The following is a 13,248-nucleotide window of genomic DNA, read 5'->3' on the forward strand; positions in this document are numbered from 1 at the left end:
AGTTGGAGTCACTCATGAATATTCTCGTCACCGGCGCGGCCGGCTTTCTCGGACGGCGCCTGATCGAAGCCCTGCTGCAACTCGGCTCGCTCACTGACCGGCACGGCCAGTTGCAGCCCATCACCCGCATCACCGCGTTCGACCGCGAACCTGTGCAAGGCATCACGGACCCTCGGGTCCTGGTCAAAGGCGGAGACATCACCGATGAACAGGTACTGGCCAACCTGATCGACGCCGATACCGACAGTATTTTCCATTTGGCGGCCGTGGTTTCGAGCCAGGCCGAAAGCGACTTCGAGCTGGGCATGCGCGTCAACTTCAGCGCCACCCAGGGCCTGCTGGAGCGGGCGCGGCAATTGGGCACCTGCCCGAAGTGGGTCATGACCAGCTCGGTGGCGGTGTTCGGCGGGCAACTGCCCCAGGTCGTCGACGACGATCAGGTCTGGGCGCCGCAAAGTTCCTACGGCACCCAGAAAGCCATGAATGACCTGCTGCTCGCCGACTACAGCCGCCGCGGCTTCGTCGATGGCCGCAGCCTGCGCATGCCGACCATCGTCGTGCGCCCGGGCAAGCCGAACCTGGCAGCGTCAAGCTTTGCCAGCGGCATCATCCGCGAACCGCTCAATGGCCTGGCCAGCGTCTGCCCGGTGCCTTTGAGGACCCGACTGTGGCTGATGTCGCCGGCCCAGGCCATTGCCAACCTGATTCATGGCCATGAGCTGGCGGCGCAGCGCCTGACTGAAGGCCGGGTGATCAACATGCCCGGCCTGTCGCAGACGGCGGAGCAGATGATCGGCGCCTTGCGCGAGGTCTCGGGCGACGAGGTGGCGCAACGCATTGAGCTGCGTCCGGATGCCAGCATCGAGCGGATTGTCGGCTCATGGCCCGGAGAGTTCAGTGCCCGCTACGCCCGTAGCCTGGGGTTTACCGCCGATGAGAATTTTGCCAGCGTGATCCGCCAGTTCATCCGGGATTACCCGCCCCAGTGACTGGGTTTGCCTCTCCTGCCAGCCCCGTGGGAGAGGCGGCCGCCAACCCGAGAAAGCGCGACAACTCCTCGCGCTTGGCCAAGGCGTCCTTGCGTCCCAGCTCGATCAGTTCGCTGCAATATCCGGACTCGAACAACAGATAGCTGAGCACCCCGGCGCCACTGGTCTTGGTGGCCCCCGGGCCACGCAAGAACACCCTCAGGGGCGCCGGCAATTCCTGGCGGTGACGGGCGGCGATCTCGTCGATCGGCTGGCTCGGGGCAATTACCAGCACCTCGACCGGCGCCACACCCAGGCCATTGCCCACGAACTCCGGAGGTAACAGCCGGCCGAACTGATTGAGCCGTTGCAACAGTTCGATATCGCTTTCAAGACTGTCAATAAAGGTGCTGTTGAGCATGTGCCCGCCGATCTGCGCCAGGGTCGGCTGCTGCCCGGTGTAGGAGCGCGGTCCGGCAGCATCCGCGCCTCGCGGGTTGCCGCTGACGCCCACCACCAGCACCCGCCGTGCGCCCAGGTGCAACGCCGGGCTGATGGGGGCTGACTGGCGTACGGCGCCGTCGCCAAAAAACTCCTGGTCGATCTTGACCGGCGCAAACAGCAACGGAATCGCCGAGCTGGCCAGCAGATGCTCCACCGTGATCCGCGTAGGCACGCCGACACGACGATGGCGCAACCAGGCATCGATCACCCCGCCGCCCTGATAGAAGGTCACTGCCTGCCCCGACTCGTAGCCGAATGCCGTCACCGCCACCGCGTGCAACTGGTTTTGCTCGATGGCTTCCTGGATACCCGACAGGTGCAACTGATCATTGAGCAAGTCGCGCAATGGCGAGCTGTTGATCAATGCCACGGGAACCTGGGCACCGAGGCCCAGCAGGCTATGGCCGACAAACCGACTGGCCTGGCTGATCACGCCGGGCCAGTCGCTGCGCATCACCTGGTGGCTGCGAAAGTTCTGCCAGAACGCCGTCAGACGCTGGATGGCCGCAGTAAAATCCATGGCACCGCTGGCCAGGCTGACCGCATTAATCGCGCCAGCCGAGGTGCCGACGATCACCGGAAAGGGGTTGGCGGCGCCCGCCGGCAGCAACTCCGCAATCGCCGCCAGCACCCCCACCTGATAAGCCGCACGGGCACCACCGCCAGACAGAATCAGACCTGTGACCGGTTCAACTGGGCTCATCGCAACACTCCGTCCATGGCGTTCAAGGGGGCCTGAAAGAAATCAACTCAACCGCGTTTGGCGTAGAGCTTGGGCTCACCCGGCGGCCGGCTCTTGAAACGCCGGTGGGCCCAGAGGTATTGCTCCGGGCATTCACGCAAGGCGGCTTCGACCCACTGGTTGATGCGCAGGCAGTCGGCCTCTTCGGTTTCACCGGGGAAGTCGCTGAGCGGTGGGTGGATCACCAACCGGTAGCCGCTGCCATCGGCCAGGCGTTGCTGGGTGAAGGGCACCACCAGCGCTCGGCCCAGGCGGGCGAACTTGCTGGTGGCGGTCACAGTGGCGGCCTGAATCCCGAAGAACGGCACGAAAATGCTCTGCTTGGCGCCGTAGTCCTGATCGGGTGCATACCAGATCGCCCGGCCCGCACGCAGCAGCTTGAGCATGCCGCGCACGTCCTCGCGCTCAACCGCCAGAGAATCCAGGTTATGCCGCTCGCGACCGCGACGCTGGATAAAGTCGAACAGCGGGTTTTTATGCTCGCGGTACATACCGTCGATGGTGTGCTGCTGGCCGAGCAGAGCGGCGCCGATTTCCAGGGTGGTGAAGTGCAGAGCCATGAGAATCACGCCCTTGCCCTCACGCTGCGCCTGCTTCAGATGCTCCAGCCCTTCGACGTGGGCCAGACGTGCCAGGCGCGGCTTGGACCACCACCAACTCATGGCCATCTCAAAGAAGGCGATACCGGTGGAGGCGAAGTTTTCCTTGAGCAAACGCTTGCGCTCGGCCACTGACTTCTCGGGGAAACACAGCTCCAGGTTGCGCTTGGCAATCCGCCGCCGGTCGCCGGCCACCCGATACATCAGCGCCCCCAAAACACGGCCCAGGCAGACTATAAAGGGATAAGGCAGCTGGACCACCAGCCACAACAGGCCCAGGCCCAGCCACAGCGGCCAGAAACGCGGGGATAAAAATGCAGCTCGAAAACGCGGGCGATCCATTACAGATTCCGGACAGACAACAAGGCCGCGCATTCTACATCGGTTCGACCCGGCTTGCGGCTCGCGGGCGTTCTCGTTATAAGTCTCGGCACTTTTAGTGACAAGCCGCTTTATGCCGACCATGAGCCAAACCGAATCGCTAGACCAAGATCCTGTGTTCCAGTTAAAGGGCAGCATGCTCGCCATCACGGTGCTGGAACTGGCCCGCAACGACCTTGAAGGCCTCGATCGCCAATTGGCCGCGAAGGTGGCACAGGCCCCGAACTTCTTCAGCAACGCCCCCCTGGTGCTGGCCCTGGACAAACTGCCGGCCAGCGAAGGTGCAGTCGATCTGCAGAGCCTGATGCGCGTATGTCGCCAGCATGGCCTGCGTACCCTGGCGATCCGCGCCAATCGCATCGAAGACATTGCCGCGGCCATTGCCGTCGACCTGCCGGTGCTGCCGCCCTCCGGCGCCCGCGAACGGCCGCTCGACCCGCAGGAAAACGAGCTGCGCAAAAAACCGGAAAAACCGCCGGAACCGACCATCAAGCCGACTCGCATCATCACTTCGCCAGTACGTGGCGGGCAGCAGATCTATGCCCAGGGTGGCGATCTGGTAGTGGTGTCCTCGGTCAGCCCGGGCGCGGAACTTCTGGCCGATGGCAACATCCATGTATACGGCCCCATGCGCGGTCGCGCACTGGCGGGCGTCAAGGGTGATACCAAGGCCAGGATTTTCTGTCAGCAGTTGAGCGCTGAACTGGTCTCCATCGCTGGCCAGTACAAGGTTTCCGAAGACTTGCGACGTGATCCGTTATGGGGTGCGGGCGTGCAGGTCAGCCTGTCGGGTGACGTGTTGAACATCACTCGTCTTTAACGGATACTGCCGCATTTTCCAAGCATCTCTAAAACGTAGCGAAAACGGCTCAAACGAAGTGGGAAATTGGCAATAGGTGGTGTTTACCGAGGGTAAATCCTGCTGCTGACCGAACTCCAGCCCAGGCTGTCCGACTGAAGTAGTTTTCAAGAGATGTTTTTCAGGGGCTAAAAGTCCTTTTTCCTTAGGGGTGAAACACCTTGGCCAAGATTCTCGTGGTTACATCCGGCAAGGGTGGTGTGGGTAAGACCACCACCAGCGCCGCTATCGGTACCGGCCTCGCTCTGCGCGGCCACAAAACAGTCATCGTCGACTTCGACGTCGGCCTGCGTAACCTCGACCTGATCATGGGCTGCGAACGCCGCGTGGTGTACGACTTCGTCAATGTGGTCAACGGCGAAGCCAACCTGCAGCAAGCCCTGATCAAAGACAAGCGCCTGGAAAACCTCTACGTACTGGCCGCCAGCCAGACTCGCGACAAAGACGCGCTGACCGTCGAAGGCGTGGAAAAAGTCCTGATGGAACTCAAGGAAACCTTCGAGTTCGTGGTTTGCGACTCCCCTGCCGGTATCGAGAAAGGCGCTCACCTGGCCATGTACTTCGCCGACGAAGCGATTGTCGTGACCAACCCTGAAGTGTCTTCGGTACGTGACTCCGATCGCATGCTGGGCCTGCTGGCCAGCAAATCGCGCCGCGCCGAAAAAGGCGAAGACCCGATCAAGGAACATTTGCTGCTGACCCGCTACAACCCCGAGCGCGTCAGTAACGGCGAAATGCTTGGCGTCGAAGACGTCAAGGAAATCCTCGCCGTGACCCTGCTGGGTGTCATTCCGGAATCTCAAGCGGTGCTCAAGGCCTCCAACCAGGGCGTGCCGGTCATTCTCGACGACCAGAGCGACGCCGGTCAGGCGTACAGCGATGCCGTCGATCGTTTGCTGGGCAAAACCGTGGAACATCGGTTCCTTGATGTCGAGAAGAAGGGATTCTTCGAGCGCCTGTTTGGAGGTAGATAATGAATCTTTTTGACTTCTTTCGTGCCAATAAAAAGGTAAGTACCGCGTCGGTAGCGAAAGAGCGTCTGCAGATTATCGTGGCGCATGAACGCGGCCAGCGCAGCACCCCCGATTACTTGCCGGCCTTGCAGAAGGAACTGGTGGAAGTGATCCGCAAGTACGTCAATATCGGGTCCGATGATGTGCACGTCGCCCTGGAAAACCAGGGTAGCTGCTCGATTCTGGAACTCAATATCACCCTGCCGGATCGCTGATCGATCCCGCTGGAGCCACGGCGGCTCGGGACCTGGTGCACTGCATCAGGCTTCCGAGCCGCCGTTGGCGTTTGTTACGAGGCTGTTTTAATGCCGCTGTCGAATATCCGCATCATCCATCAGGACGCCGCCGTACTGGTGGTGAACAAGCCCACCCTGCTGCTCTCCGTGCCCGGCCGGGCCGATGACAACAAGGACTGCCTGATTACCCGCCTGCAGGAAAACGGCTACCCCGAAGCGCGAATCGTCCACCGCCTGGACTGGGAAACCTCAGGCATCATCCTGCTGGCTCGCGACCCCGATACCCATCGCGAACTCTCGCGCCAGTTTCATGACCGCGAAACGGAAAAAGCCTACACCGCACTCTGCTGGGGCCAGCCGGAACTGGACAGCGGCAGCATCGACCTGCCCCTGCGCTACGACCCGCCGACCAAACCACGCCATGTGGTCGATCACGAATTTGGCAAGAACGCCCTGACCTTCTGGCGCGTGCTGGAACGTTGCGACGACTGGTGCAGGGTAGAGCTGACACCGATCACCGGGCGCTCGCACCAGCTGCGCGTGCACATGCTGTCCATCGGCCACCCCCTGCTTGGCGACGGCCTCTATGCGCACCCACAAGCGCTGGCCGCCTGGCCACGCCTGTGCCTGCACGCCAGCATGCTCAGCTTCACTCACCCGCAAAGCGGTGAACGCCTGCGCTTCGAGTGCCCGGCGCCGTTCTGATGCGTGCCGGTGTCAGCGCTCTTGCTCAAAAAGCCCCTGATCTCAGGGGCTTTTTTTTGAAACACCTTGTAGCGAAAGAACCAAAAAAAAATGTAACTTAAATGTGAATTTTTTGTGAAATAATGTGAAAAGTTTCGGATCCAAAATTGAAGAAATAAAGGCGGGATGCCAGCGTGCTCAGCAGTATGAATCTTCACATCGATTACCCTTTCACGTTTTCCTTTCTGAACACCACCTTGCACCTTCGTGAGAAGCCCTCCAGCAAGGTCGCTCAAGCGCTCAAGAAACTCATCAAGAATCGCCACGAAAAAAAGCAGACCCGTGCCAGTGCCCCCCTGAGTACCACCGATACTTCACTGTTCGCCAAAGTCCAGCCTCTGGACAGCTTCAAGGCGAAAGTCCGCGTGACCCTGGGCAAGCCACAACGCAACGGGCGTTTCGACTGGCCCCTGGAAGAGTTGATCAACACTCAGGAAGCCCAGAGTCGCGGGGTCAACATGCCTCCACTGCAGGGTTATGGCTACACCAAGGGTCGCCTGGGGCTGACCCACGAATACTTCATCATCACCCACCTGCTGGAAGACCATATAAACGGCGTGGAGTGGCTGCAAAAGCACCCTGAGAGGGTCGAGCAGTTCGTGCGCGACGCCTTCGCCCTGCTGGGTTCCCTGACCCAGAAAGAAATCATCCACATGGATTTCTGGGCCGGCAATATCATGCTGCCACCGACTGTCGACGCTGAACTCAAAGTCATCGACTTCGAAAACTGCTTTGCCAGGCCTGCCCAACACCACAGCGAAACCCTGGGCTTCCAACTGGGTTTTTTCTATCGGCGGGAAATCTACAAACTGATTACCGAAGCCGATTACGATCGCCTGGTCGATGAGTATGTGGGCCAGCAACAAAACGTCTCATCAGAGAAATTCCACGCGTTCTACCAGCCCAGCAAACACGAGCACGTGGGGCGCAAGCAACGGCGCGACGTCTATCTCAGCGGCCAACTGGTGGTTGGCTGAGCCGCGGGGCAAGCGGACAACAATCGCCGCGTTGTCCCTGCAATGCCTTGGGCCAATACGTTAAACTCGCGCCACTGCTGTCTGGAGCTACTTATGCGCGAAGAGTTGAACCAAGGCCTGATCGATTTCCTCAAGGCCTCCCCTACCCCTTTCCATGCCACCGCCAGCCTTGTCCAGCGCCTGGAAGCGGCAGGTTTTCAACGTCTCGACGAGCGCGAGCCGTGGACCACCGAAGCCAATGGTCGCTATTACGTCACTCGCAATGACTCCTCGATTGTCGCGTTCAAGCTGGGCCGGCATTCGCCGCTGCAGGGCGGGATTCGCCTGGTCGGCGCCCATACCGACAGCCCGTGCCTGCGGGTCAAGCCGCAGCCGGAGTTGCAGCGCCAGGGCTTCTGGCAGCTGGGTGTCGAAGTCTATGGCGGCGCGCTGCTGGCGCCGTGGTTCGACCGCGACCTGTCGCTGGCCGGGCGCGTCACCTTCCGTCGTGATGGCAAGGTTGAAAGCCAACTGATCGACTTCAAGGCGCCGATCGCGATCATTCCCAACCTGGCCATTCACCTCAACCGTGAGGCCAACCAGGGCTGGGCGATCAACGCCCAAACCGAATTGCCGCCGATCCTGGCCCAATTTGCCGGTGACGAGCGCGTGGATTTCCGTGCCGTGCTCACCGATCAGCTGGCCCGCGAGCATGGTTTGAACGCCGACGTGGTCCTCGACTACGAGCTGAGCTTCTACGACACCCAGAGCGCGGCGATCATCGGCCTGCATGGCGACTTTATCGCCGGCGCGCGCCTGGACAACCTGTTGTCCTGCTATGCGGGCCTGCAAGCCCTGCTGACCGCCGAGACCGATGAAACCTGCGTACTGGTGTGCAACGACCACGAAGAAGTCGGTTCCTGCTCGGCCTGCGGTGCCGATGGACCGATGCTGGAGCAGACCCTGCGCCGCCTGCTGCCGGAAGGTGATGAGTTCGTACGCACCATTCAGAAGTCGCTGCTGATCTCTGCGGACAATGCCCACGGCGTGCACCCCAACTATGCCGACAAGCACGATGCCAACCATGGCCCGAAACTCAACGCTGGCCCGGTGATCAAGGTCAACAGCAACCAGCGCTACGCCACCAACAGCGAAACCGCCGGCTTCTTCCGCCACCTGTGCATGGCCGAAGAAGTGCCGGTGCAGAGCTTTGTGGTGCGCAGCGACATGGGATGTGGTTCGACCATCGGCCCAATTACCGCCAGCCACCTGGGCGTGCGTACCGTGGACATCGGCTTGCCGACGTTCGCCATGCACTCGATTCGTGAACTGTGCGGCAGCCACGACCTGGCGCATCTGGTAAAAGTGCTGAGCGCGTTTTACGCCAGCCGCGAGTTGCCATAATCCTGTAGCCGCTGCCGAGGCACTAGGCTGCGCGGGCCGAAATGGGCGCAGTGGAAGTGTCAGTTTTATTGGACCAGCGCAGCCTGCGGCAGCGGCTACAGGTTTGTTTCTGATACACATCAATCCGGGTCGCAGTAAAGCGACCTAGACTTATTAGTATTCTCTCTGACAAGGCAGTCGCCATGATCTCGATGTCGTCGTTTCACTCCATGCTCATTCCGATCCTGACCGGGATGATCCTGCTGGCCATCGGCTTCAACTTCCGCGACAAAAACGCCGGGGTGTTCACCATGTGGGTGGGCATGCTGCTGATTCTCGGCACAGTGGTCTACAAGATCCTCGCCAAACTCGCCGAATAAATCAGCCCGCCAAGCTCGCATTGGCCCGGACTGCCTCGTACACTCGGTCGATCCGCTATTGTCCGAGGTTGCCCGCCCAGTGTTCGCTCGTCTGTTCCGCCTGCCCTACTGCCTGCTTGTCTGCCTGCTGACCCTGCTGCCGCTGACAGCTGCCCAGGCGGTCGGCCTGCCGGGGCTGCTCAATAACTCGAGCAAGACCCAGCCCCAGGCCGACCAGCCACTGGGGCAATCCCTGGATGAAGTGATCAAGTCACTGGAAAACGACCAGCAACGGGCGAAGCTGCTGGCCGATCTGAAAAAGCTGCGCGACACCACGAAAAAGGCTCAGCCGATCAGCGAGGAAGGCGTGCTCGGCCTGATAGGCGGCACCCTGGCGAGCCTGGAAAAACAGTTCTCCGGTGCCGACAGCCCGATCAACCGCTGGTCCGCAGAATTCGACCAGGCCAAGGACGAACTCTCGGCGCTGATGCTGCCCGCCAGCGAATGGCTGCCGATCATCTTTGCCTTTGCCATGATCCTGATGCTCTGGAGCCTGCTGGCCGCTGCGCTGATCTGGATCAGCCACCGGGTCCGCCTGCGCTTTGGCCTGACCGAGGAACTGCCGCAACACCCCAAGACCTGGGACATGCTGCGCTTTGCCCTGCGCAAGCTCGGCCCCTGGCTGATCGCGCTGTTGATCACGGTGTACATGAGCTACGCCCTGCCTTCCTCCCTGGGCAAGGACCTGGCCATGGTCCTGGCGTATGCGCTGGTGGTCGGCACCTTCTTTTCGGCGATCTGCGTGGTGGCGTTTTCGGTGCTTGACGGCCCGCATCGTCACCGTGCGCTCTACATTCTGCGCCGTCAGGCATTCCGCCCGCTGTGGTTGATCGGCAGTTTTGCCGCCTTTGGCGAAGCCCTCAGCGACCCGCGCCTGGTGGCCAGCCTGGGCAGCCACCTGGCGCACACCGCCGCCACGCTCGCCAATGTGATGGCGGCGCTTTCCACGGCGGTGTTCATCCTGCGCTTTCGCCGCCCGATCGCCCACCTGATCCGTAACCAGCCACTGTCGCGGCGCCTGACCCGCCGTGCGCTGAGCGACACCATCGAAATCATTGGCACGTTCTGGTACTTGCCAGCGCTGCTGCTGGTAGGCATCTCGCTGTTCGCCACCTTCGTTTCCGCCGGCGACACCAGCACCGCCCTGCGTCAATCGCTGATCTGCACCGTGCTGCTGGTGCTGTGCATGGTGATCAACGGCCTGGTGCGACGCCACTCGCTCAAGCCCCTGCGCGGACACAAGCGCCATGCGCTGTATTCCGAACGCCTGAAAAGCTTCTGCTACACCCTCGCCCACCTGCTGGTCTGGCTGGCGTTTATCGAGTTGGGATTACGGGTCTGGGGCATGTCGCTGATCCGCTTCACCGAAGGCGAGGGCCACGAAGTCAGCGTCAAACTGTTCAGCCTCGCCGGCACGCTGATCTTCGCCTGGCTGATCTGGATCCTCAGCGACACCGCCGTGCATCACGCCCTGACCCGCTCGCGCAAAGGCCTGGCCAATGCCCGCGCGCAGACCATGATGCCGCTGATCCGCAACGTGCTGTTCGTGGCCATCTTCATCATTGCCACCATCGTCGCCCTGGCCAACATGGGTATGAACGTCACGCCGCTGCTGGCCGGTGCCGGTGTGATCGGCCTGGCGATCGGTTTCGGTGCGCAGTCCCTGGTGGCCGACCTGATCACCGGCCTGTTCATCATCATTGAAGATTCCCTGGCTATCGATGACTACGTCGACGTCGGCGGCCACCTCGGCACCGTCGAGGGCCTGACCATCCGTACCGTGCGCCTGCGGGACATCGACGGCATCGTGCACACCATCCCGTTCAGTGAAATCAAGAGCATCAAAAACTACTCCCGGGAGTTCGGCTACGCGATTTTCCGCGTGGCCATCCCCTACAACATGGAGATTGATGACGCCATCAAGCTGATGCGCGATGTCGGCCAGAAGATGCGTTCCGACCCGCTGCAACGGCGCAATATCTGGTCGCCCCTGGAGATCCAGGGTGTAGAGAGCTTTGAATCCGGCAGCGCGGTGCTGCGCGCACGCTTCAAGACCGCGCCGATCAAGCAATGGGAAGTGTCACGGGCCTTCAACCTGTCGCTCAAGCGCCACCTCGACGCCGCAGGCCTGGATCTGGCGACCCCACGCATGAGCATCCAGGTGATCACCGGCGCCGGCGGTGCAGAAAAAGAGTAAGCCCCTCCCTCCTGCACGCCGGTCACTTGGCCAGTGGTCGGTATCAGGCCACGTCGACCCCGACATGGATCGCATCATGGCGCCAGAACTCCAGATCACAATCGATCAGCCGCTCGTGCTGGTCGTAGTTGACGCGGGCAATGCGCAATCCGGGGCTGCCCACCGACACCCGCAAGGCCGCCGCCGCCTCCACCTGCAACGAGGTCGGCACGATCTCGAAGCGCACCCGCCCGTAATGCAGGTCGTAGTGCCGGGCGTAGAGTTCGGTGATCGACTGGTTCAGGTCAAGATCGAGGATCTTCGGAAAGTACTGCGGGTTCAGGTAGTGCTCGACATACAGCACCAGCCGCTCATCGATGCGTCGCGCCCGGCAGATCTGGATCACGCTGGATAACGCCGGCAGTTGCAGCCAGGCACAGACCGCCGCCGACGCCGGCTGCAAGCGTGCGGAGATGACCTCGGTGGAAGGTACCCGTCCCTGGGCACTGACCATGGCGTGGAAGTGGCTGCGCTGCATCAGGTTGTAAGCCAGCCGTGGCGGCGAGACAAACCAGCCGCGGCGCTCCTCGCGATAAATCTGGCCCTGGGCTTCCAGCTGCAGCAACGCCTCACGCACCGTGATACGGGTGGTGCCGAACAACTCACTGAGTTTGCGCTCGGCCGGCAGCTTGCTGCCTGCCGCCAGCAGGCCATGGTCGATCTGTTCCTGCAGGACCTGGCCAATGGCGGTTACCGCCTTTGTTGCATCGATGCGCATCAACGTTACCTATCTGGACTAGACCAGCACTGTTACAGGGCAGCCAGCCTGGCAAACAAGGCCTCTGCAAGTCGCCCAAAGCCTAGGCAATACATATGACTGACAGATGACAAAGCCGCCGAACGGCTGTTGCAGACACCTGCAATTACTTCGCCAAGTCCTTTCATTTCAGCTGTTTAGCCATGGTCTACGCTTATCTCGCGGCGCCCAACCTGCGGCCATCAAAAACCTTGCAGGACTGATGCCGACATCAAAGTGTCATCCAGCACGCCTAAATTGGCTCAGGTATTGCTGACCTAGACCAACCCAACCGCAAACGTCGATAAAAACGCAGCGTTGAACACGCCCAAAGGAGCTTCGGATGAAACAGCTTTTCCTGGCATCACTGTTAGGCTCGACCATTGCCATGTGCACCGCAGCCATGGCGGCTGATACCGATTTGAAAACCCTGGAAGCCGCTGCGAAAGCGGAAGGTGCGGTCAACAGCGTCGGCATGCCCGATGACTGGGCCAACTGGAAAGGCACCTGGGACGACCTGGCCAAACTCTATGGCCTCAAGCACATCGATACCGACATGAGCTCGGCCCAGGAAATCGCCAAGTTCGCAGCCGAAAAAGACAATGCCAGCGCCGACATCGGCGACGTCGGTGCCGCCTTCGGCCCTATCTCGGTCAAGCAGGGCGTGGTTCAGCCTTACAAGCCAAGCACCTGGGCCCAGGTCCCGGACTGGGCCAAGGACAAGGACGGCAACTGGGCCCTGGCCTATACCGGCACCATTGCCTTCATCATCAACAAGAAATTGCTGCACGGGTCCGAAGCGCCGAAAAGCTGGGCCGACCTGGAGAAAGGCAAGTACAAGGTTTCCATCGGTGACGTCAGCACCGCCGCGCAAGCCGCTAACGGTGTATTGGCCGCCGCCATCGCCAAGGGCGGCGATGAAAAGAACATCCAGCCGGCCTTGCTGCTGTTCGCCGAAATCGCCAAGCAGGGACGCCTGTCCCTGGCCAACCCGACCATCGCCACCATGGAAAAGGGTGAGGTCGAAGTCGGCGTGGTCTGGGACTTCAACGGCTTGAGCTATCGCAACAAGATGGTCAACAAGGACGACTACATCGTGCTGATCCCTTCGGACGGTTCGGTGATCTCCGGCTACACCACCATCATCAACAAATACGCCAAGCACCCGAACGCCGCCAAACTGGCACGCGAATACATCTTCAGCGACGCCGGCCAGACCAACCTGGCACGGGGCAACGCCCGGCCGATCCGTGCCGAACACCTGACTCTGCCGGCCGAGGTCCAGGCCAACCTGCTGCCTAACGAGCAGTACAAACACGTCACGCCGATCAAGGACCCCGATGCCTGGGAAAAGACCTCCAAAGGCCTGCCGCAGAAGTGGCAGGAAGAAGTGATCATCAACATGCAGTAAGGCTGTAATCCCCAGGGGCCGGGTTGCCGGCTCCTGGCGGTTCAACGCTGTATCTGATCCG

The 13,248-nt window shown here is 61.1% G+C and carries 13 protein-coding genes; 10 read left to right on the forward strand and 3 right to left on the reverse strand.

Annotated features, from left to right (window positions below):
• The first annotated feature begins 14 nt into the window (after positions 1-14).
• A complete protein-coding gene (gene denD / locus ACOZJV_RS21570) occupies positions 15-989 on the forward strand; it encodes a D-erythronate dehydrogenase (protein ID WP_421548466.1) in 975 nt (324 codons plus the stop codon).
• On the opposite strand, the gene ACOZJV_RS21575 is transcribed toward denD, so the two are convergent.
• Together ACOZJV_RS21575 and ACOZJV_RS21580 are read right to left on the reverse strand one after the other, a co-directional pair.
• Complete coding sequence (locus ACOZJV_RS21575) at positions 964-2,175, reverse strand: patatin-like phospholipase family protein (RefSeq protein WP_201131943.1); 1,212 nt, start codon at positions 2,173-2,175, stop codon at positions 964-966. The genes denD and ACOZJV_RS21575 overlap by 26 nt on opposite strands.
• Positions 2,176-2,222: 47 nt before the next feature.
• Positions 2,223-3,155 carry a lipid A biosynthesis lauroyl acyltransferase gene (locus ACOZJV_RS21580; protein WP_078470749.1) on the reverse strand — a complete coding sequence of 311 codons (933 nt, stop codon included), beginning with the start codon at positions 3,153-3,155 and terminating at the stop codon, positions 2,223-2,225.
• Between the two features lie 121 nt (positions 3,156-3,276).
• On the opposite strand from ACOZJV_RS21580, the gene minC reads away from it, so the two are divergent.
• From minC to ACOZJV_RS21620, 8 genes are all read left to right on the forward strand, one after another.
• On the forward strand, positions 3,277-4,014 hold the full coding sequence (minC, locus tag ACOZJV_RS21585; RefSeq protein ID WP_421548467.1) for a septum site-determining protein MinC: 738 nt from the start codon (positions 3,277-3,279) through the stop codon (positions 4,012-4,014).
• Positions 4,015-4,214: 200 nt separating this feature from the next.
• The gene (gene minD / locus ACOZJV_RS21590) at positions 4,215-5,027 is read left to right on the forward strand and encodes a septum site-determining protein MinD (RefSeq protein ID WP_020295538.1); all 813 of its coding nucleotides are present in this window, start codon (positions 4,215-4,217) and stop codon (positions 5,025-5,027) included.
• Positions 5,027-5,281: a cell division topological specificity factor MinE gene (gene minE, locus ACOZJV_RS21595; RefSeq protein WP_019693048.1), complete on the forward strand. Its 255-nt coding sequence runs from the start codon at positions 5,027-5,029 to the stop codon at positions 5,279-5,281. The genes minD and minE overlap by 1 nt, the downstream gene beginning before the upstream one ends.
• Positions 5,282-5,371: 90 nt before the next feature.
• Positions 5,372-6,007, forward strand: coding sequence for an RluA family pseudouridine synthase (locus ACOZJV_RS21600; protein ID WP_421548468.1), 636 nt, complete (start codon positions 5,372-5,374; stop codon positions 6,005-6,007).
• 173 nt (positions 6,008-6,180) lie between these two features.
• Positions 6,181-7,023 (forward strand): lipopolysaccharide kinase InaA family protein, encoded by an 843-nt coding sequence (locus ACOZJV_RS21605; RefSeq protein WP_421548469.1) that lies wholly within the window; start codon positions 6,181-6,183, stop codon positions 7,021-7,023.
• 93 nt (positions 7,024-7,116) lie between these two features.
• Complete coding sequence (locus tag ACOZJV_RS21610; RefSeq protein WP_078470752.1) at positions 7,117-8,406, forward strand: M18 family aminopeptidase; 1,290 nt, start codon at positions 7,117-7,119, stop codon at positions 8,404-8,406.
• A gap of 182 nt (positions 8,407-8,588) precedes the next feature.
• Positions 8,589-8,765, forward strand: coding sequence for a hypothetical protein (locus ACOZJV_RS21615; protein ID WP_020295542.1), 177 nt, complete (start codon positions 8,589-8,591; stop codon positions 8,763-8,765).
• 79 nt (positions 8,766-8,844) lie between these two features.
• On the forward strand, positions 8,845-11,001 hold the full coding sequence (locus ACOZJV_RS21620) for a mechanosensitive ion channel domain-containing protein (RefSeq protein ID WP_421548470.1): 2,157 nt from the start codon (positions 8,845-8,847) through the stop codon (positions 10,999-11,001).
• Between the two features lie 43 nt (positions 11,002-11,044).
• Here the strand turns inward: ACOZJV_RS21620 and ACOZJV_RS21625 are convergent, their stop codons facing one another.
• Positions 11,045-11,758 (reverse strand): UTRA domain-containing protein, encoded by a 714-nt coding sequence (locus ACOZJV_RS21625; protein WP_020295544.1) that lies wholly within the window; start codon positions 11,756-11,758, stop codon positions 11,045-11,047.
• A gap of 361 nt (positions 11,759-12,119) precedes the next feature.
• Here ACOZJV_RS21625 and ACOZJV_RS21630 point away from each other — a divergent pair, with 361 nt between their 5' ends.
• A complete protein-coding gene (locus ACOZJV_RS21630; protein ID WP_421548471.1) occupies positions 12,120-13,187 on the forward strand; it encodes an ABC transporter substrate-binding protein in 1,068 nt (355 codons plus the stop codon).
• Positions 13,188-13,248 lie beyond the last annotated feature (61 nt).

It is taken from the genome of Pseudomonas sp. QD4 (genome assembly GCF_049199125.1).
GTDB lineage: Bacteria > Pseudomonadota > Gammaproteobacteria > Pseudomonadales > Pseudomonadaceae > Aquipseudomonas.

Coding starts and splice junctions, on each gene's coding strand:
- ACOZJV_RS21600 (WP_421548468.1), top strand. CDS start 5,372: ATGCCGCTGTCGAATATCCGCATCATCCATCAGGACGCCGCCGTACTG.
- ACOZJV_RS21580 (WP_078470749.1), bottom strand. CDS start 3,155: ATGGATCGCCCGCGTTTTCGAGCTGCATTTTTATCCCCGCGTTTCTGG.
- denD (WP_421548466.1), top strand. CDS start 15: ATGAATATTCTCGTCACCGGCGCGGCCGGCTTTCTCGGACGGCGCCTG.
- ACOZJV_RS21625 (WP_020295544.1), bottom strand. CDS start 11,758: ATGCGCATCGATGCAACAAAGGCGGTAACCGCCATTGGCCAGGTCCTG.
- minC (WP_421548467.1), top strand. CDS start 3,277: ATGAGCCAAACCGAATCGCTAGACCAAGATCCTGTGTTCCAGTTAAAG.
- minE (WP_019693048.1), top strand. CDS start 5,027: ATGAATCTTTTTGACTTCTTTCGTGCCAATAAAAAGGTAAGTACCGCG.
- ACOZJV_RS21575 (WP_201131943.1), bottom strand. CDS start 2,175: ATGAGCCCAGTTGAACCGGTCACAGGTCTGATTCTGTCTGGCGGTGGT.
- ACOZJV_RS21630 (WP_421548471.1), top strand. CDS start 12,120: ATGAAACAGCTTTTCCTGGCATCACTGTTAGGCTCGACCATTGCCATG.
- ACOZJV_RS21610 (WP_078470752.1), top strand. CDS start 7,117: ATGCGCGAAGAGTTGAACCAAGGCCTGATCGATTTCCTCAAGGCCTCC.
- ACOZJV_RS21615 (WP_020295542.1), top strand. CDS start 8,589: ATGATCTCGATGTCGTCGTTTCACTCCATGCTCATTCCGATCCTGACC.